Annotated in this window: 18 protein-coding genes; 5 read left to right on the forward strand and 13 right to left on the reverse strand. The window is 70.5% G+C overall.

Features of this window, described 5'->3' with window-relative positions:
• Nucleotides 1–95 precede the first annotated feature (95 nt).
• Nucleotides 96–2,996, reverse strand: coding sequence for a UPF0182 family protein (locus tag ACIGWZ_RS26195; protein ID WP_400068770.1), 2,901 nt, complete (start codon nucleotides 2,994–2,996; stop codon nucleotides 96–98).
• Nucleotides 2,997–3,132: 136 nt separating this feature from the next.
• Between ACIGWZ_RS26195 and ACIGWZ_RS26200 the strand changes: the two genes are divergently transcribed.
• Nucleotides 3,133–3,687: a PPA1309 family protein gene (locus ACIGWZ_RS26200; RefSeq protein ID WP_400068640.1), complete on the forward strand. Its 555-nt coding sequence runs from the start codon at nucleotides 3,133–3,135 to the stop codon at nucleotides 3,685–3,687.
• Nucleotides 3,688–3,720: 33 nt separating this feature from the next.
• Here ACIGWZ_RS26200 and ACIGWZ_RS26205 read toward each other — a convergent pair whose 3' ends face one another.
• From ACIGWZ_RS26205 to ACIGWZ_RS26220, 4 genes are all read right to left on the reverse strand, one after another.
• On the reverse strand, nucleotides 3,721–4,815 hold the full coding sequence (locus ACIGWZ_RS26205) for a PDZ domain-containing protein (protein WP_400068642.1): 1,095 nt from the start codon (nucleotides 4,813–4,815) through the stop codon (nucleotides 3,721–3,723).
• Nucleotides 4,816–4,913: 98 nt separating this feature from the next.
• Nucleotides 4,914–5,096, reverse strand: coding sequence for a hypothetical protein (locus ACIGWZ_RS26210; RefSeq protein WP_400068644.1), 183 nt, complete (start codon nucleotides 5,094–5,096; stop codon nucleotides 4,914–4,916).
• Nucleotides 5,097–5,217: 121 nt separating this feature from the next.
• Nucleotides 5,218–5,691 (reverse strand): molybdenum cofactor biosynthesis protein MoaE, encoded by a 474-nt coding sequence (locus ACIGWZ_RS26215; RefSeq protein WP_400068646.1) that lies wholly within the window; start codon nucleotides 5,689–5,691, stop codon nucleotides 5,218–5,220.
• Between the two features lie 100 nt (nucleotides 5,692–5,791).
• Nucleotides 5,792–6,943: an SDR family oxidoreductase gene (locus ACIGWZ_RS26220; RefSeq protein WP_400068648.1), complete on the reverse strand. Its 1,152-nt coding sequence runs from the start codon at nucleotides 6,941–6,943 to the stop codon at nucleotides 5,792–5,794.
• 190 nt (nucleotides 6,944–7,133) lie between these two features.
• Here ACIGWZ_RS26220 and ACIGWZ_RS26225 point away from each other — a divergent pair, with 190 nt between their 5' ends.
• Together ACIGWZ_RS26225 and ACIGWZ_RS26230 are read left to right on the forward strand one after the other, a co-directional pair.
• Complete coding sequence (locus ACIGWZ_RS26225) at nucleotides 7,134–8,639, forward strand: zinc-dependent metalloprotease (RefSeq protein ID WP_400068650.1); 1,506 nt, start codon at nucleotides 7,134–7,136, stop codon at nucleotides 8,637–8,639.
• Complete coding sequence (locus tag ACIGWZ_RS26230) at nucleotides 8,636–9,166, forward strand: NUDIX hydrolase (protein WP_400068652.1); 531 nt, start codon at nucleotides 8,636–8,638, stop codon at nucleotides 9,164–9,166. Before ACIGWZ_RS26225 ends, ACIGWZ_RS26230 begins: the two co-directional genes overlap by 4 nt.
• Nucleotides 9,167–9,232: 66 nt before the next feature.
• On the opposite strand, the gene ACIGWZ_RS26235 is transcribed toward ACIGWZ_RS26230, so the two are convergent.
• From ACIGWZ_RS26235 to ACIGWZ_RS26250, 4 genes are all read right to left on the reverse strand, one after another.
• Nucleotides 9,233–9,991, reverse strand: a complete 759-nt coding sequence (locus tag ACIGWZ_RS26235) for an AIM24 family protein (RefSeq protein WP_400068654.1) — start codon at nucleotides 9,989–9,991, stop codon at nucleotides 9,233–9,235.
• A gap of 20 nt (nucleotides 9,992–10,011) precedes the next feature.
• Nucleotides 10,012–10,695 carry an AIM24 family protein gene (locus tag ACIGWZ_RS26240; RefSeq protein ID WP_400068656.1) on the reverse strand — a complete coding sequence of 228 codons (684 nt, stop codon included), beginning with the start codon at nucleotides 10,693–10,695 and terminating at the stop codon, nucleotides 10,012–10,014.
• A gap of 15 nt (nucleotides 10,696–10,710) precedes the next feature.
• The gene (locus ACIGWZ_RS26245) at nucleotides 10,711–12,417 is read right to left on the reverse strand and encodes a TerD family protein (RefSeq protein WP_400068659.1); all 1,707 of its coding nucleotides are present in this window, start codon (nucleotides 12,415–12,417) and stop codon (nucleotides 10,711–10,713) included.
• A 110-nt stretch (nucleotides 12,418–12,527) separates the two neighbouring features.
• The gene (locus tag ACIGWZ_RS26250) at nucleotides 12,528–13,154 is read right to left on the reverse strand and encodes a M48 family metallopeptidase (RefSeq protein ID WP_400068661.1); all 627 of its coding nucleotides are present in this window, start codon (nucleotides 13,152–13,154) and stop codon (nucleotides 12,528–12,530) included.
• Between the two features lie 203 nt (nucleotides 13,155–13,357).
• Between ACIGWZ_RS26250 and ACIGWZ_RS26255 the strand changes: the two genes are divergently transcribed.
• Together ACIGWZ_RS26255 and ACIGWZ_RS26260 are read left to right on the forward strand one after the other, a co-directional pair.
• Complete coding sequence (locus tag ACIGWZ_RS26255) at nucleotides 13,358–14,494, forward strand: ThiF family adenylyltransferase (protein ID WP_400068663.1); 1,137 nt, start codon at nucleotides 13,358–13,360, stop codon at nucleotides 14,492–14,494.
• Nucleotides 14,495–14,529: 35 nt separating this feature from the next.
• A complete protein-coding gene (locus ACIGWZ_RS26260) occupies nucleotides 14,530–15,981 on the forward strand; it encodes an ABC1 kinase family protein (protein ID WP_400068665.1) in 1,452 nt (483 codons plus the stop codon).
• Between the two features lie 47 nt (nucleotides 15,982–16,028).
• Here the strand turns inward: ACIGWZ_RS26260 and ACIGWZ_RS26265 are convergent, their stop codons facing one another.
• The 4 genes from ACIGWZ_RS26265 to ACIGWZ_RS26280 all read right to left on the reverse strand — a co-directional run bounded on the left by ACIGWZ_RS26265 (nucleotide 16,029) and on the right by ACIGWZ_RS26280 (nucleotide 17,448).
• Nucleotides 16,029–16,229 carry a hypothetical protein gene (locus ACIGWZ_RS26265; protein ID WP_400068668.1) on the reverse strand — a complete coding sequence of 67 codons (201 nt, stop codon included), beginning with the start codon at nucleotides 16,227–16,229 and terminating at the stop codon, nucleotides 16,029–16,031.
• Nucleotides 16,230–16,332: 103 nt separating this feature from the next.
• Complete coding sequence (locus ACIGWZ_RS26270; protein WP_400068670.1) at nucleotides 16,333–16,650, reverse strand: hypothetical protein; 318 nt, start codon at nucleotides 16,648–16,650, stop codon at nucleotides 16,333–16,335.
• Complete coding sequence (locus ACIGWZ_RS26275) at nucleotides 16,647–17,000, reverse strand: WhiB family transcriptional regulator (protein WP_026169602.1); 354 nt, start codon at nucleotides 16,998–17,000, stop codon at nucleotides 16,647–16,649. Before ACIGWZ_RS26275 ends, ACIGWZ_RS26270 begins: the two co-directional genes overlap by 4 nt.
• A 118-nt stretch (nucleotides 17,001–17,118) precedes the next feature.
• Complete coding sequence (locus ACIGWZ_RS26280) at nucleotides 17,119–17,448, reverse strand: hypothetical protein (RefSeq protein ID WP_400068672.1); 330 nt, start codon at nucleotides 17,446–17,448, stop codon at nucleotides 17,119–17,121.
• Nucleotides 17,449–17,464: the final 16 nt, after the last annotated feature.

Raw genomic sequence — 17,464 nt, forward strand, 5'->3', positions numbered from 1 at the left:
ATCACGACGCCGGGGCGCCCCCCGACCACGGTCGCCGCGCGGCCACCGGCAGGTTCACCGGCGGCCGCACGCACCGCAGTTGACGCCGGGGCGGCTCAGCCGCCCGAGGCGCCGCCGTCCTTGCCGGACGACTTCGCCTTCTCGGACGCCTTCGCCGCCCGGTCCAGCGCCGCCTTGAGCTTCTTCTTGGCCGCGTCGTACGCGCCCAAGTCCTTTCGCTCGAGGGCCTTCTCGCCCTCGTCGTAGGCCTTCTCGGCGTCGCTCAGCGCCTGCTGCACCGTCTGGTTGGGCGGTGGCTGGTTCGTATCGCCGCCGCCCGGCGGTTTGGTGCCCGTACTCGGCGCCTTCTTGCCGAAGACGACATCCAGCGCGTCCTTGAGGGAGTCCTCCAGGACCGGCTTGCTGTCGCCGTAGCTGACCAACACCTTCTTCAGCAGCGGGTAGTTGGTGCCGGCGCCGCGCAGATAGACCGGTTCGACGTACAGCAGTCCGCCGTCCAGCGGGACGGTCAGCAGATTGCCGTACTCGATCTCCGAATCGCCCTTCTTGAGGATGTTGAGCTCATTGGCGATCGTGGGATCGGAGTTGAACTTCGACTGCGCCAGCTGCGGACCGGGCACCGGAGTCTGCGCAGGCAGTTTCAGCAGTCTGATCTTGCCGTAGTCGCGGCTCGTCGCATTGGCGTCGACGGCCATGAAGGCGCCCAGGTTGTCCTTCTTGTTGGGCGTGAAGGTCGTCGTCAGCGAGAAGGCCTGGTCCTTCTGGTCCGGCATCTTCATGCTCAGGTAGTACGGCGGCACGGAGTTGCCCGACTTGGTCGTCGGGTCGCTGGGCACCTGCCAGCGCTCGGAGCCGGAGTAGAACGTCCCCGGATCCGTGACGTGGTAGGTGGTCAGCAGCTGCCGCTGCACCTTGAACAGGTCCTGCGGATACCGCAGATGCTCCATCAGCTCGGGGCTGATGTCCGCCTTCTTCTTGACCGTACCGGGGAACGACTTCATCCAGGTCTTGAGGACCGGGTCCTTCTCGTCCCACTGATAGAGCTTGACCGAACCGTCATAGGCATCGACCGTCGCCTTGACCGAATTGCGGATGTAGTTGACCTGGTTCTCCTGAGCCACCACCGTCCGCTGTCCGTCCGTGAGCGAATCGGCCGTGGTGTCGCCCAGCGTGGTGCGCGAGGCGTACGGATAGCCGTTGCTGGTGGTGTAGGCGTCGACGATCCACTGGATCCGGTGGTTGATGACCGCCGGATAGGCATCGCCGTCGATGGTCAGCCAGGGGGCGACCGCCTCGACCCGCTCCTTGGGCGTGCGGTTGTACAGGATCCGCGAGCCGTCACCGATCGCGCCGGAGTAGAGGATCTGCGGCTCCCCGAACGCCACCGCGTACGCGGCGCGGTTGATCGGGTTCGACAGATTCACCCCACTCTTGCCCTTGTAGCGATAGCTCTTCTCGCCGGTGTCGTCGGAGTAGTCCAGTTCCTGCTGCGGACCGCCGACGATCGAATACTGCGAGGTCTTCTCGCCGTAGTACACCCGCTGCTCGTGCTTGGGGAGCTGCCCCTTGGCCGGCAGATCCGACTCGGTGTACTTCGGACCGCCGCCGTCGGCCGTCTCGGTCCCCTTCGCGGCGACCGTGCCGTAGCCGTGGGTGTACTTGAAGTGGTCGTTGATCCAGTTGTGATCCGAGATCCCGGCGACGTTCAGCTCGCGCAGACCGATGACGGTGTCCTGCTCGGCGCCGTCCTTGTCCTTGTACCGGTCGACGTCAAGGGTGGAGGGGAACTGGTAGTACGCCCGCACCTGCTGCTGTTGCTGGAAGGCCGGCGAGACCACATTCGGGTCGAGCAGCCGCATGCTGGCCGTGGTGTCGGCCGCGTCCCGCAGCCGCTGCCTGTCCTCCTCGCCGTCGGGCTTGTAGTCGCCCTTGTACGGCGTGACCTCGGAGTCCTTGATGTCGTACGCGTCCCGGGTCGCCTTGATGTTGCGCTTGATGTACGGCGCTTCCTTGTTCGCCTCGTTCGGCTGAACCTGGAACTTCTGCACGATCGCCGGATACAGCCCGCCGATCAGGACCGCCGAGAGGACCATCAGCCCGAAACCGATCACCGGCAGCTGCCACGTCCGGCGCCAGAGGGTGGCGAAGAACAGCAGCGCGCAGATCGCCGCGATGAAGAACAGGATGGTCTTCGCCGGCAGATAGGCGTGCGCGTCGACATAGCGCAGCCCGTTCCAGTTCTCCGCCGACTTCAGACCGCTGGACTTCACCGCCAGGCCGTACCGGTCCAGCCAGTACGCGACGGCCTTGAGCGAGACGAAGATGCCGAGCAGCACCGACAGATGGCCGGTAGCGGCGGCCGTCGCCCGGGAGCCGGGGCTGGTCACCCGCAGCCCGCCGTACAAGTAGTGCGTCAGCGCCGCGGCCACCAGGCACAGCACCGCGCAGGCGAAGCCGAAGCTCAGCAGGAAGCGGTACCAGGGCAGATCGAAGGCATAGAACGCGACGTCCTTGCCGAACTGCGGATCCTTCTGCCCGAATTGCACGCCATTGACCCATTGCAGCCAGGTACGCCACTCGCCGGACGCGGAGGCACCCGCGATCAGTCCGACCACCGCGGTGATCGCGATCAGCGCCCACTTCTTGAACGGGGCAATGCCCATCCGGTAGCGGTCCAGGCTCTGCTGCTCCATGGACATCGCGCTCAGCGGCGGCCGCAGCCGGTGCGCCAGCCAGATGTTGAGGCCGACGGCCACCGCCATCACGGCGCCGAAGGCGAAGAACAGGCCGGTCTTGGTCCACAGGGTCGTGGTGAAGACCGAGGAGTAATTGACCGAGCGGTACCAGAGCCAGTCGGTCCAGAACCCGGAGAACATCACGAAGAGCATGGCCAGTACGGCCAGTACGCCCAACGTCATGAGCAGGGTCCTCGCCCGCCGGGACGGTCGGCCGACTCTGATCCGTGGCCCGGAGGGGCCTCCGCCGCGGTCCGGCATCTGGAAAGCCAAGGTGCGCACCTCGAAGTTCGCTGTTGTGTGGAACAGGCCCGGCGATAGTAGGACCCAGTGATGCAACTTACGAAGGCTTTACTCGGTTCCCGATTTCCGGGACGGACAAGGCACGATGTTGAGCATGAGCAACCTCCCCGTTGACGGCACCCCCCTCGCCGCCGACCCACTGACCCGCGCCGTACTCGAAATCGACGAGTACGCCGCCGGGCTCGGCTGGGACCAGCCCGCCCGACTGTTCGCCCTCGTCGACACCGCCAAGCTGCGCGATCAAGAGCCCTCGCTCGCCGCCCAGCTCGGCATCGACGACTCCACCACCGCTTCCCTGACCCCCGTCGAGCAGGACGAGATCCCGGCCGGCGCCCCGCTGGACGAGTTCCTCGCCACCATCGCCTGGCCGGACGCCGTCGCCGGCTGCGCGCTGACCGTGGAGCGGCTGATGCTGCCGCCGTCCGCCGAGGACTCCGTCCCCGAGGGCATGGACGAGGCGCAGCTCGCCAAGTGGGTCGCCGAGCACCCGGACCGCCAGGAGGTCCGTATGACCGTGGCCGTACTGCGCGACGGTGCGCGCGAATCGGCGCTGCGGCTGCGCGAGAAGGACTCCACGTCCGAGGTCCTCACCGGCTCGGCCCTGGTGCCGGGCCTGGCGGACGCGCTTGCCGCGACCTTCGAGGCGTAGCACAGGGCCAGGGCGTCCCCCCGACGCCCTCCCCTACGACCGGCCTGCCGGGCTGCAGCTCGGCAGGCCGGCGGTGTCACCCTTGCTGATCTTCTTCAGTGCCTTGACGGCGTCGCCTATGGTGGCGACCTTCACCAGGGTCAGGCCCTGCGGAGTGTCCTTGGCGGCGGCCGCGCAGTTGTCCTTCGGCGTCAGGAAGAACTGCGCGCCCTTGCTCCGCGCACCGACCGTCTTCATGGAGATGCCGCCGATCGGGCCGACGTTGCCCTTGTCGTCGATGGTGCCCGTACCGGCCACGAACTTGCCGCCGGTCATGTTCCCGGGCGTCAGCTTGTCGATGATGCCGAGCGAGAACATCAGCCCGGCGCTGGGCCCGCCCACATCGGCCAGCTTGACGTCGATGGAGAACGGGAAGATGTGGTCCGCCCCGGCCTGGATGCCCACGACGGCCCGGCCCTGTTCCGCCGCCGTGGTGATGGCGACCTGCTTCTGTCCCGTGGTGGGCTTCTTGCCCTTCTTCTCCGCCGCGGCCGCCACCTTGGCGGGGATGATCGTGAAGACGGTCTTCTCGCCCGGCTTGTGCCGGGTGACGAACTTGGCGACATCGCCGGTCGCCTTGACCTGCTTGCCGTCCACCGCCGTGATCACATCGCCCGCGTGCAGCCGCCCGTCGGCCGGCTTGTCCTTCCGGACGGAGGCGACCACCGTCTGCTCCGTCACCGGGATGTGCAGCTGCTGCAGCGCCGCGACCTTGGCGCTCTCCTGGGACTGGGTGAACTCCTCGGCGTTCTCCTGGTCGGCCTGCTCGGCCGTCTGCCCCTCGGGATAGAGCGTCTTGTGCGGCACCACGGCGCTGTCGTGGTCCAGCCAGCCGACGAGCGCGTAGAAGAGATTCATGGTGTAGTCGGGGCCGGTGACCCGGACCGTGGTCATGTTGAGATGACCGGTCGGCTGGTACGTCTTGTGCCCGGAGATCTGCAGCACCGGTGCGCCGTCATGATCGCCGAGGGTGTTCACCGTCGGGCCCGGGGACATCTCCGAGTACGGCGCGGGGATCAGCACCGCGGTGCAGAGCAGCGCGATCAGCATCAGGGTCGAGGCGAGCAGCGTCGCGGTGCGGCGTGGCATGGAACGACAGTACGGGACGGGTATGACAACCGGCCCGCGGGGCCGTCCGTACGGGGACGCAGGGAACGGCCGTTGCTCATGCGTATGCCGGGACGCCGTCAGGCGGCGTCGGAGGCGGGGTCGGAAGCGGAATGCTCCCGTTCCATCGCCTCGCGGAACCGGGCGTAGCCGGCGAGTTCCTCGCCGTCCCCGGACTTACGGCTGCGTTGGGTCCAGGTACTCCACACCGTGGCGACGAGCGCAGCCAGAACCGGAACCAGCAACCACAGGAGCGCACCCACAGCGACCTCCCAACCCCTTGCACGACCGCAATCGACGATTAGCAGATTAACCATCCGATGGGTCAACGCTTACGCCAGGGGGCGGGTTACGCAACCGGAGCAACGGTGCCCCGGGCCGCTCCTAAACCCCCACCCACTCCTCTGCCCCATCGGAGAACGTCTGGTGCTTCCAGATGGGAACCTGGTGTTTGAGGTCGTCGATCAGCATGCGACACGCCTCGAACGCCTCGCCGCGGTGCGGGCAGGAGACCGCGACGACGACCGCCAGATCGCCGATGGCCAGTTCACCCACTCGGTGCACTGCGGCCAGCGCCCGGACGGGGTACTCCGCGACCACCTTCTCGGCGATCCGGCGGATCTCCTCCTCCGCGGAGGGGTGCGCAGAGTAGCCGAGCCCCTCGACGTCCGCACCGCCGTCGTGCGAACGGACCGTGCCGACGAACAGCGCCGTACCGCCCGCCGCGGCGTCCCCGACGGCCGCGAAGACCTCGTCCACGGACAGCGCGCTGTCGCGGATCGCAATGAGCCTGATCGGATCCGCGGCGGCCTGCTCACCGGGGTGGTCGCGGCCGGGGAGTGAGGTTTCGGCTGACATGCTCCCATCGTGCCGTACCGGGGCGCGCGAAGGAATGGCCGATTCCACCGGGCGTCCGGGACACCGTATGGAGGCTCATACAGGCCGCGGCCCCGCCGCCTCAGATACGGCGGCGGGCCTTGCGGGCACGGCGGACCAGGGCGGCGGTGCCCAGGAGGGCGACGGTGGCGCCGGCGGCACCGGCGGCGGTGGCGTCCTTGCGGCCCAGGCGGCGGCCCGCGACGGTGTGCCGTCCGGCGACCTCCTCCAGCAGCTCGGCCAGCACCTCCTCGTTCGTCCACTTCGGCCGCCAGCCCGCCTCGTGCAGGCGGCTGCCGCTGACCACCCAGGGATGCATGGTGTACGCGAGGTCCCCGGCGGGCGACGGGGTCAGCCCGATGCGGTGCAGCCGGGCGGCGGCCCCCAGGGCCACCGACGACGGCAGCTCCATGCGCCGGATCCCGGACAGCTCCTCGACCTCCTCCTGTTCCAGCCAGCCGTCGCAGCCCACCGCCAGCTCGCCGTCGACCTTCTCCAGGGCCGCGTACTCCAGGGCGCTGACCAGGTCCTCGACGTGGCAGAACTGCCAGGCGGGCCGGGATCCGGCGACGACCAGGAGGCGGGGCGACTCGAAATAGCGGGTCAGGGCGGTGTCGGTGCCGCCCACCAGGACGGCGGGGCGCAGGACGGTGACGTTCAGGCCGGGGTGGGCGCGGGGTGCGCGGTGGGCCAGGTGCTCGATCTCCAGGAGGTCGCCGACACCGGTGGCGTCCGCGGTGGCCCGCAGCTCGGCGTCCTCGGCCAGCGGAACATCGTTGTCGGGCAGCGCGCCGTAGACCATTGCCGAGGTGCACAGCACCACCCGGTGCACGCCGGCCGCCGCGGCGGCGGTCAGCACGGTCTGGGTGCCGCGCACGTTGTAGGCGGTGCGGGCGGCGGCGTCGGTCTCCAGGTCGAGATCGAGCGCCAGGTGGACGACGACATCGACGCCGCGCAATTTGTCGGCAATGGCCGGATCGCGGACATCCAGGACGTGCCACCGCGCCTCGGCGACGTCGCCGCGCCGCTCGTCGATGGCCACGACCTGCTTGATCTCGTCGGACGCCACCAGGGCACGGGTGAGCAGCGCGCCGACCCCGGAGGCGGCTCCGGTGACGGCCACGACGGGCCGGCGCAGCGGCCGGTCCACGGCGCCGCCTGCGCCGTGGCCTGTCGGCTCGGCGTTGGCCGCAGCGTTTCGCGCTGCGCGAACGGTCGGATCTGGGGAACTCACCGGGCGTCTCCAGCGGTTGAATTCAGTACGCACGCGAGATGACGCGTACGTACCAGGTGCCGTCCATCCTGCCGCAGGCACCGCCCCGGCGAAGCACCGAGCCCCGAAGCGGGCGGGGTGTCTACGCTGGAGGTGATGTCGGGCAGCCGCCGTCGGCCCCTGCCGATGGCCCTACGAGCCGAGGAAACCCGTGAGTGACACCCCATTTGGATTCGGCCTTCCGCCGGAGGAGCCGGAGGACGGCGACAACGGCAAGAAGAAGGGCGGCCAGGGAGGTAGCCAGGGCCCCGCGGACCCCTTCGGGTTCGGCGGCGGAAGCGGCGGCGCGGACAATCCGTTCGCGGCGCTCTTCGGCGGCATGGGCGGCCCCGGCGGCGAAATGAACCCTGGCGACCTGGGCGCCGCCTTCCAGAAGCTCGGCCAGATGCTCTCGTACGAGGGCGGCCCGGTGAACTGGGAGATGGCCAAGGACATCGCGCGGCAGACCGTCGCGCAGGGCGCCGAGGACGGCAGCAAGGACGCGAGCCTGTCGCCGGGCGAGCGCTCCGCGGTCGAGGAGGCCGTGCGGCTGGCGGACCTGTGGCTGGACGGCGTGACGTCGCTGCCGTCGGGGTCCGGCTCGGTGGTGGCCTGGAGCCGCGCCGAGTGGGTCGAGGAGACCCTGCCGGTGTGGCAGGACCTGGTGAACCCGCTCGCCGAGCGCGTCGGGTCGGCCATGGGCGATGTGCTGCCCGGGGAGATGCAGGCCATGGCGGGCCCGCTGCTCGGGATGATGCGCTCCATGGGCGGCGCGATGTTCGGCACCCAGATCGGTCAGGCGCTGGGCGTGCTGGCCGGTGAGGTCGTCGGCTCGACGGACATCGGGCTGCCGCTGGGGCCGGCCGGCAAGGCCGCGCTGCTGCCCGGGAACATCTCCTCGTTCGGCGAGGGCCTGGGCGTGCCGGAGGAGGAGGTGCGGCTGTATCTGGCCCTGCGGGAGGCCGCCCACCAGCGGCTCTTTGCGCATGTGCCGTGGCTGCGCTCGCATCTGTTCGGTGCCGTCGAGGGCTACGCCCGGGGCATCAAGGTCGATACGAGCAAGCTGGAGGACGTGGTCGGGCAGATCGACCCCCAGCATCCCGAGGAGCTGCAGAACGCCCTCCAGCAGGGCATGTTCCAGCCCGAGGACACCCCGGAGCAGAAGGCCGCGCTGGCCCGGCTGGAGACCGCGCTGGCACTCGTCGAGGGCTGGGTGGACGCGGTGGTGCACGCCGCCGCCAAGCCGCATCTGCCGTCGGCGGACAAGCTGCGCGAGACGCTGCGGCGCCGCCGGGCCAGCGGCGGCCCCGCCGAGCAGACGTTCTCCACCCTGATCGGTCTCCAGCTGCGTCCGCGGCGGCTGCGGGACGCCTCGCGGCTGTGGGCCTCGCTCACGGACGCCCGGGGCCTGGAGGGCCGCGACGGCCTGTGGGCGCACCCGGACATGCTGCCGACGGCGGCCGACCTGGACGACCCGGACGGGTTCGTGCACCACGAGCAGCTGGACTTCTCCGAGCTCGACAAGATGCTGGGCGAGGCGGCGAGCGGCGGCAAGCCGGATCTGTCCAAGCCCGCCGGGGACGCCAAGGGCTCCGACGGCCCGGACCGGGTGTCCGACGCCGGCAAGGGTGACGAGCCCAAGGCCTCCGACGACGGCAAGGGGGACGACGGCGAGTGAGTCTGCATGAGGACGCGGCGCGGGTGCTCAAGGAGTGGCCCGCGCCGTCGGACGACCAGGAGCGGCTGCGGCTGGCGTATCTCGACCATCTCGCCGCCCACGAGGACGGCATGTGGAAGCCGTGCAAGGACGGGCACATCACGGCGAGCGCGCTGGTGGTCGACCCGGCCGGCGGCCGGGTACTGCTCACCTTGCACCGCAAGCTGAAGATGTGGCTCCAGATGGGCGGGCACTGCGAGCCGGAGGATGCGACGTTGGCGGACGCGGCGCTGCGCGAGGCCCGGGAAGAGTCCGGGATCGCCCAGGGGCTGACCCTGCTGCCCGGCGGACCGGTGCGGCTGGACCGTCATCACACGCCCTGCGCCTGGCATCTGGACGTCCAGTACGCGGCGCTGGCGCCCGCGGGCGCGGTGGCGGCGATCAGCGACGAGTCGCTGGACCTGCGGTGGTTCCCGTACGACGAGGTGGCCGCCGTCGCCGATGCGTCGGTGGTGCGCCTGGTGGAGCGCACCCGCGCGCTTCTCTAGACGGACGCAGCCGGCGCCCGTCCCCCAGGGGCGGGCGCCGGATCCGGCCGGACCGACGGTCGTACGTCAGTTGGTGAAGATGTTGCCCTGGTTGGCTCCGTGCGCGCCCTGCTGGCCCATACCGAACTGGGCGGCGACCCCGGAGCCGATCACGGCGTTCTGCGGCGGCAGCAGCTCGCTGGGCTGCACCAGCGCATAGCCCTGCCCGAGGAAGCTGAGCTCCCAGCCCTCGCCGGTGTTGCCGCGCCGACGCCACACCCCGGAGGAATGCGTCTGCGCCTGCATCTGCACCCGCAGCGACTTGGACCAGGCGACCACCGCATCGGCGTCGGCGTTGACGTACTTCTCGGGCGTGACCTGCAGCATCAGCGGCTGGCCGGAGGTCATCAGCACGACCTTGCCCTGCCCGGAGATGTTGAGCTGGTACTTGCCGGTGCCGGAGATGCCGAACTGGCTGTCGACGGAGACGACGTCCCAGTGGAGGGCGGAGTCCAGCGCCAGCACATAGCTGCTGTCGACGGTCAGCCCCTGGTGGTCGACGTCGACGACATGGATGTACTGGGCGAGGTTGGCCAGATAGACCGTGCCCTGCCCGGAGATCCGCATCAGGTCGAGGCCCTCGCCGGACATGGCGCGGGCGCGGTGCTGACCCTGCGTTTGGTAGTTGCCCTCGAACTCGAGCAGTCCCTGATAGGCGACCATCGACCCCTTACGGGCGAGGAGGTCCTCGTGGCCCTCGAGGGCGACCCGCAGCAGCTGCTCGTTCTGCAGGGCGTAGCGGTCCTGGGTCTGTGCCTCGGTGAAGGCGAAAAGCGGACTCTGCATGGCGTGTTCGGTCCTCCCCCTCAGCCCCGGGCCCGGAGCCGGTCGGTGCTGTCCTCGCTGGGCTGGACGACGACGAACCCCTGGCCGGAGAAGCCCAGCTGGTACGCCTCGCCGCTGCCGCGTCCGATCATCGAGGACGCCTTGAAGCTGCGCTTGCCCTTCATCTTCAGATTGGTGGACCAGGCGACGAGGGCGTCGGGGTCCACATAGGTCTCGTCCTCGCCCCGGCCGCAGTCGACGACTATGGGCGTGCCCCGGGAGGTCAGCGCGACCCAGCCGGTGCCGGAGATCCCGACGTTGAAGAGCCCCTGGCCGGCGAACTTCGCCATCCCCTTGACGCGCTGCACGCCCCACTGGAGGTGGGCGTCGAAGGCGAGGATGTTGGTGCCGTTGACGGAGAGCGAGTCGCCGTTGAGGTTGATGCAGACCACGTCGGCGCCGTAGTCGGCGAGGAAGAGCAGGCCGTCGCCGGAGCACTTCATCAGCGGGGCGCCCTCACCGGAGATCCACTGGGAGGCCATCTGGCGCACCGCGGGCGGGTTGGGCTCGTACTGGACGAACCCTTCGTAGGCGACCATCGAGCCGGTGCGCGCGAAGACGTCCTGGCCGCTCTGCATGGCGATCTTCACCATGGCGTTGCCGTGGTTCTCCATACGGGCGGCGGGCGGGGTCGGGACGTAGCCCGACAGCTGCTGCTGGTTCATGTTTTACGGGCTCCCTCAGACCTCGTAGGGCTGGACGACGATGAAGTTGCCGGGCGCGCCGCGGAACTGGAGGTTCACGGTCTCGCCGGAGTGTCCCGGATAGGCCTGCCGACGCACGCTCACCTGGCTGGAGATGATCACCTGGGAGGCGGCGGACCAGGCCACGATGGCGTTGGCGTCGGCGAAGGTGGTCGGGGTGACCGGCAGCACGACGGGCGTGCCCTGGGTCTTGACGACGATCGTGCCGGTCCCCTGGAACTGCATGGTGAACAGGGCGCCACCAGGGATGCCGTGGCCCTCGATCCGGCGGACCTCGTGCTGCAGCGACTCGTCGAAGGCGAGCACGGACTCGGCGGAGACGCAGATGGCGTCGCCCTGCAGCTCGATGGGGTGGACATGGGCGCTGTTCTCCGCGAAGAACACCTGGCCCTGGCCGCTGCAGCGCATCAGCTGCATCTCCTGGCCGGTGGCATTGCCGGTGATCCGGCCGCGGAAGCCGGCGCCCTTGTAGCCGAAGTCGACCTTGCCCTGGTAGAGCACCATGCTGCCCTGCTTGGCGAGCACCGGCTGGCCGTCGACACCGAGGTCGACGCGGATCAGCTTGGCGTTCTGCGGCGCCCAGCGCTGACCCGTGGGCGCTTCCTTGTACTTGTCCAGTACGACACCGAGGCCGGGGCCACCGCCCTGGGGGACGGCCGGGACCTGGCCCGGATGCGGCGCACCGGGGGGCTGCGCTCCCGGCTGGCCGTACGGCGCGGGCTGGGCGGGGAACTGGCCGGGCTGGCCGTACAGGGCCTGGCCGGGCACCGGCTGACCGGGCATCGGCTGGCCGTACGGGGGCGCCTGCGGGGCCTGCTGGCCGGGGTAGCCGCCCGGCGCGGGCTGACCATAGGGGGCGGGCTGCTGCTGTCCGGGCGGGCCGGGCACACCGGGCGGCGGCACCGGGCCCCCGGGCGGGACCAGCGGCGCGGCGATCGTCGGCGCGTTGTGCACCTGCGGGGCAACGGGCGCCTGGGGCTGCGGCTGCTGCGGGGCCGCCGGGGGCGCGCCCTGCGGCGGGCCGAAGTCGGGCGCGGGCTGCTGCGGCGCGGCGGGGGCCGCGAAGGACGGCGCGGGCGCGGGCGCCCCACCGGCCGGCGGCGCGAAACCGGGCGCCCCCTGGGCCGCGGCGGGCGGAGCCTCCGCCTCCGCCTCTTCGGCGACCTCGCCGCCGAAGTTCTTCAGCAGCGCCTCCAGGCCGCCGTCGAATCCCTGGCCGACCGCGGCGAACCGCCAGACGTCCTTGAGATAGAAGTCGCCGAGCATGACGGCACGTTCCGTGCTGAACTCGCTACCGTCGAAGGAGTAGCGGGCAACTTCCTCGCCGCCGGCCACGATCCGGATGTAGCCGGGGCCGATCTGGGAGATCTGGCCCGCGCCGTCGAGCGCCGCGCTGAAGGACAGCTTCTGGATGTGCGGCGGGATCTTGTCGAGCGTGACCCGGAAGGACTCGGCGTCGCCGGCCTGCGCGCCGAGCAGCTGGATCGACTCCTCGGGCGACTTGGGCTGGTTGAAGAAGATGAAGTACCGGTCGTCGGAGAGCCGTTCCCCGGCATCCAGACCGAAGCAGCTGATGTCGAAGGTCAGGCCCGGACCGCCGATCTGCACGCCGACGTACAGATCCGTTCCCGCCGTCAGATCACTGACCTTGGCCTTGTGGCCCCGCTGGAATTCCCTGGCCATACGTTACGACCGTCCCCCGCTCCCGCTGTGAGTTCGTCACGCGCCAGGCTAACCGCTGGCGCTGACAGCGGGCGATGCCGGGGCACCGCCAATGCCACCGGGCGCGGCCCTCATTCCCTGCGCGCCGCGGGCAAATGCGGCAACCTGTCGGCCGCGACGACGCCTTCGAGGTAGCCGCGGGCCCGCTCCGTCCGCGGATAGGACTCCAGCAGGCGCCAGAACCGCGGTCCGTGACCGGGAACGAGAAGGTGGGCGAGCTCATGCAGCAGTACGTAGTCGATGACGTACTCCGGCATGCCCTGCAGACGGTGCGAGAGACGGATGCTGCCCTCGGCCGGGGTGCACGAGCCCCAGCGGGTGTTCTGATTGGTCACCCAGCGCACGGACGCGGGCCGGGCCCGCCCCTCGAGGAACTGCCCGGACAGCCGCTCGGCCCGCTCGGCGAGGTCGCTGTCGCCCAGCATCCGCTTGCTCTCCTGGGCGGCGAGCTTGTCCAGCATGACCGTGACCCAGCGCCGCTCCTCGGCCTCGGACATACGGGCCGGAATCAGGACCACCGTACGGTCGCCCTCACGGTACGCGGAGACCGTTCTGCGCCGCCGTGAGCTGCGGCGCACCTCGACCGCACTCGTCCCCGATCCGCGGGCCTTCGGGCTCTGGGCAGCCCCGCGCGAGGTGTCTGCGGCGCGGCGCAGGGGTGTCTCTCCGGAGCCGCGTGGCGTGGGGTCGGCGGGCACGCGCCCGACGTTACCCGCTGGCCCCGGGCGAAGTCCCGCCCGGCGGACGGTTCGCCACCGAAACACTCCACGGCGCGCACCACTCGTACGACACATACCCGGCGCCGGCGGACACCGCCGCCTGTGGATAACTTCACCGACTTTTTCCTTCTGCCGCATGCTGAGGGCAGGACGACGAGGGACGGGGGCGGATCATGCATCCGATGCTCAAGCCCGCGCTGCGGCGCGGCTGGCCGGACAGGGAGACGGTGCGGTTCGGGGTGGCGCCGGCCCACGCGAAAGAGGTGCGCCCGGTCGACACCGCGACCGGCAGCTTCCTGGGAATGATCGACGGCACGCGCAGCCTGCAGCAACTGGTCACGGCGGCCGGGGCGCTGGACCTCCCGCCCGCGCACGCACGGGGCGTGGTGGAACGCCTGGGCGCCGCCGGGCTCCTGGAGGCCCCGGCGGCGGGCGGCCCGGCGGCCGATGCGGTGCGGGCGGACGGCCCGGCCCTCGACCGGCTGCGGCCGGACCTGGCCTCGCTGTCGGTACGGCACCCCGAAGCGGCGGGCGCCCTGGGGCGGATGGGGGCACGCCGCGGAGTCCGCGTACGGGTGCGCGGGACGGGACGGGTGGGAGCCGCGGTCGCGGCGCTGCTCTCCGCCTCGGGGCTCGGCCGGGTGGAGGTGCTGGACGGCGGCACCGTCGAACCGTGGGACGTCACACCGGGCGGACTGCCGGCCGAGCGGATCGGCGAGCGGCGCGACGCCTGCGCACGACGGCTGGTCCAGCAGTCCTCCCCCTGGAGCCGCACACCCCGGCCGAGGGGCCCGGTCGGCGATTCCGGCGAGCCGGGACTGTCCCTGGTGGTGCTCACCCCACGCGACGGCCTCGCCGCGTACGCCCCCGACCCCGTCCTGTCCGAACCGTTCCTCACGGCCGGCATCCCGCATCTTTACGCCGGGGTGATCGAGGGCACGGGAGTGGTGGGTCCGCTGGTCCTTCCGGGCGGTTCGGCATGCGCCCGCTGCGACGAGTTACGGCGTACGGAAACGGAGCCGGCCTGGCCTCGGCTGCTCTCGCAGTGGCGGTCGGGGCGCGCCTCGACCGCCGTACCGGCCTGTGATGCCGCACTGGCGGCGGCGGTGGCCGGGCTCGCCGCCGTACAGGCGCTGACGTTCCTCGACGGCGAACTCCCGCCGTGCACAGGGGCGCGGATGGAGCTCCCGCTGCCGTGTGCGAGCGTGCGCACGGTGAGGATCGAGCCGCATCCCGAGTGCGGCTGCGGTGCCGCCGCTCCACATAGTGGGGCGGGCGCCTCGGATTCTCGAACACGAGACGCCACAATGACGGAGTAACCCCGGTAGGGGGACAGTGTGAGTTGGAGGGGCGCATGTCTGATCTTCCCCGCAAGGCGGTCACCCGCACCGCCAAGCTGGCCGCCCTGCCGCTGGGGTTCGCCGGCCGCGCCACCTGGGGCCTGGGCAAGCGGATAGGCGGCAGATCCGCCGAGATCGTCGGCCGCGAACTCCAACAGCGCACCGCGGAACAGCTCTTCAAGGTGCTCGGCGAGCTGAAGGGCGGCGCGATGAAGTTCGGGCAGGCCCTGTCGGTCTTCGAGTCCGCGCTCCCCGAGGAGATCGCCGGGCCCTACCGCGCCGCCCTGACGAAGCTTCAGGAAGCCGCGCCGCCGATGCCGACCGGCACGGTGCACGCCGTACTGGCGGAGCGGCTCGGCGACGACTGGCGACAGCTGTTCGAGGAGTTCGAGGACAAGCCGGCGGCCGCCGCGTCCATCGGGCAGGTGCACCGCGCGGTATGGCACGACGGCCGCGAGGTGGCCGTCAAGGTGCAGTACCCGGGGGCGGGCCAGGCACTGCTGTCGGACCTCACCCAGCTGAGCCGGTTCGCGCGGCTGCTGGGACCGCTGATCCCGGGCATGGACATCAAGCCGCTGATCACCGAGCTGCGCGACCGGGTCTCGGAGGAGCTGGACTACGGCCTGGAGGCCGAGGCCCAGCAGGCGCATGCCGAGGAGTTCGCCGACGACCCGGATGTCGCCGTACCCGCCGTCGTCCACCAGAGCGACCAGGTGCTGGTGACGGAGTGGATGGACGGCGTACCGCTGTCCGAGATCATCGCGAACGGCACCGAGGAACAGCGCAACCGGGCCGGACAGCTCCTGGCCCGCTTCCTCTTCTCCGGCCCCGCCCGCACCGGCCTGCTGCACGCCGACCCGCATCCGGGCAACTTCCGGCTGCTGACCGGCGACGACCCGGACGGACCCGCCGACCGGTGGCGGCTGGGGGTGCTGGACTTCGGCACCGTCGACCGGCTGCCCGAGGGCCTGCCGCCGACCATCGGCACCTCGCTGCGGATGACGCTGGACGGCGAGGCGGACGGGGTCTACCAGCTGCTGTGCGAGGAGGGCTTCGTCAAGGAGACCATCGAGCTGGACCCGGACGCGGTGCTGGACTATCTGCTGCCGATCATCGAACCGGCGCAGGTCGAGGAGTTCACCTTCACCCGCGACTGGATGCGCCATCAGGCGACCCGGATCGGCGACCCCCGCTCACCCGCCCACCAGTTGGGCAAGCGGCTCAACCTGCCGCCCGCATACCTGCTGATCCACCGAGTGACCTTGAGCACGATCGGCGTGCTGTGCCAGCTCGGGGCGACGGTACGGCTGCGGGACGAGCTGGCGGCGTGGCTGCCCGGGTTCGTACCGCAGGAGGAGGCCGAGCCGACGGCGGACGAAGCAGACCTCACCCTGGAGATCGACGCGGACATCGACGACGGCGACGCCGGGCGGGAGAAGGAGGCCGTGCGGGAGAGCCCGGCCTGAGCGCGCCGCCCGGCCGACCGGGCGGCGGCCGCGATGACCGCGCGCCCTCACCACCAGCTGGAATCCAGGCGCCCCTCGATGGCCCGGATGTTCTCCCGCGCGCAGGCCTCACAGAAGTAACGACGCTCCCCGTTCTCGACGGAGCACGTCCAGGTCGGCGGTGCGCCCTCGGCGACCGCGCCACAGCCGGCGCACACGGTGTGGCCGCCGGTCAACTCCGCCTGTTCATGCGTCTGCTGTTCCACCATCCGACGATATCCCCGACAACCGCATCAACCCGGATACAACGCCGCAACACCACACGGGGCCCGCCCTGTCGGACGGACCCCGTGTGCGGGATGCAGACCCCCGTTACTGCATCACAGCCATGGCCAGCGCGCGGCGGGCACGCAGCGACGCACGCTCGGCGCGCCGCTGCATACGCCGCGCGGCGGCGAGCCGGTGAGCCCTGCGTTCGGACTCGGCCTCCCGGAGGCGTTCATGCATATGCGCACGCGCCAGGGCTTCTGGGATGAGTTGCATGGCGTGGTTCCTGTTCTGACGCGACTCGATCGCGTCGGCGTTCACGGGGGCGGGCGTGTCGGTGAAAGTGGGATTCATCGTGGGGTCCTGCTTCTTGGGATCCCGGGTGACGGGACGGTCGATCGTTCCTGTGCCGGTGAGGTTCATGCCGCGACCGGGTTCTTGCGCGGACGGCCACGCGGACGCTTGCGGGGCACGACGACACCCTGGACGAAGAGCTCTCCGCCCCAGACGCCCCAGGGCTCACGGCGGTCCTTGGCGCCGGCGAGGCAGGCCTCACGCACGGGACAGGTCTGACACAGCGTCTTGGCGTACTCGACGTCGGCCGGGGACTCGGCGAAGAAGACCTCGGGGTCATAGGTGCGGCACGGGACGGCAGCGCCGAGGCGGTCGATCTCGTCGTCGAGCTCGGTGAGGGGCAGCAAGGAGTTCTCCTGGGGGTCGGGCGGAGGGATCAGGTCGGTCGCTACGGACGGGGTGTGCGTCTGCAGTTGCACGGTGTGTGTTCCTCGTCTGTTTCGGCCCGGCTGGTGGCGGGCGCGTGGGGCAAACAAAAGGGCCGCGGATCCCGGTGTGGGTTCCGCGGCCCTGGAAGGTGCCGACCTAATCTGCCGATCAGGCTGGATCTCTCCAGGGTTCGAGGCCGCGGTAGGCCCACATTTCATGCTGCGTCTGGTACTGCTTCCGGGATCCGGCACCATTGGCCGCCGCTTCGAAGGCAAAGGCATTCGCCTCTGCCGCCGCTGCTGCTACCGCAGGTGCCTCGGTCGGTCGCGCGGCGCGCTCACTGAGCGTCAGCACAGTGAGGGTCTCGGGGCGCGCAACCTCGGTACCGGACAGGCGGCCGAAGCCGGACAGACCGGTGCCCAGGAGCGAGGAGCCGAGGGTGCAGGTGGCGACGACCGAGAGATCGGTCATTTTGTTGGTCTCGATAATGCTGATCACTGGGCTCGCCTCCTCT

Origin of the sequence: Streptomyces sp. NPDC053427 (assembly GCF_044544985.1) — a bacterium.
In the GTDB taxonomy this organism is placed as follows: Bacteria; Actinomycetota; Actinomycetes; order Streptomycetales; family Streptomycetaceae; genus Streptomyces.

What these genes read in the sequence shown, in the direction of transcription:
- ACIGWZ_RS26195 (WP_400068770.1), bottom strand. Translation starts at nt 2,996, where the DNA reads ATGCCGGACCGCGGCGGAGGCCCCTCCGGGCCACGGATCAGAGTCGGC.
- ACIGWZ_RS26200 (WP_400068640.1), top strand. Translation starts at nt 3,133, where the DNA reads ATGAGCAACCTCCCCGTTGACGGCACCCCCCTCGCCGCCGACCCACTG.
- ACIGWZ_RS26205 (WP_400068642.1), bottom strand. Translation starts at nt 4,815, where the DNA reads ATGCCACGCCGCACCGCGACGCTGCTCGCCTCGACCCTGATGCTGATC.
- ACIGWZ_RS26215 (WP_400068646.1), bottom strand. Translation starts at nt 5,691, where the DNA reads ATGTCAGCCGAAACCTCACTCCCCGGCCGCGACCACCCCGGTGAGCAG.
- ACIGWZ_RS26235 (WP_400068654.1), bottom strand. Translation starts at nt 9,991, where the DNA reads ATGCAGAGTCCGCTTTTCGCCTTCACCGAGGCACAGACCCAGGACCGC.
- ACIGWZ_RS26240 (WP_400068656.1), bottom strand. Translation starts at nt 10,695, where the DNA reads ATGAACCAGCAGCAGCTGTCGGGCTACGTCCCGACCCCGCCCGCCGCC.
- ACIGWZ_RS26245 (WP_400068659.1), bottom strand. Translation starts at nt 12,417, where the DNA reads ATGGCCAGGGAATTCCAGCGGGGCCACAAGGCCAAGGTCAGTGATCTG.
- ACIGWZ_RS26255 (WP_400068663.1), top strand. Translation starts at nt 13,358, where the DNA reads ATGCTCAAGCCCGCGCTGCGGCGCGGCTGGCCGGACAGGGAGACGGTG.
- ACIGWZ_RS26260 (WP_400068665.1), top strand. Translation starts at nt 14,530, where the DNA reads ATGTCTGATCTTCCCCGCAAGGCGGTCACCCGCACCGCCAAGCTGGCC.
- ACIGWZ_RS26265 (WP_400068668.1), bottom strand. Translation starts at nt 16,229, where the DNA reads ATGGTGGAACAGCAGACGCATGAACAGGCGGAGTTGACCGGCGGCCAC.
- ACIGWZ_RS26270 (WP_400068670.1), bottom strand. Translation starts at nt 16,650, where the DNA reads ATGAACCTCACCGGCACAGGAACGATCGACCGTCCCGTCACCCGGGAT.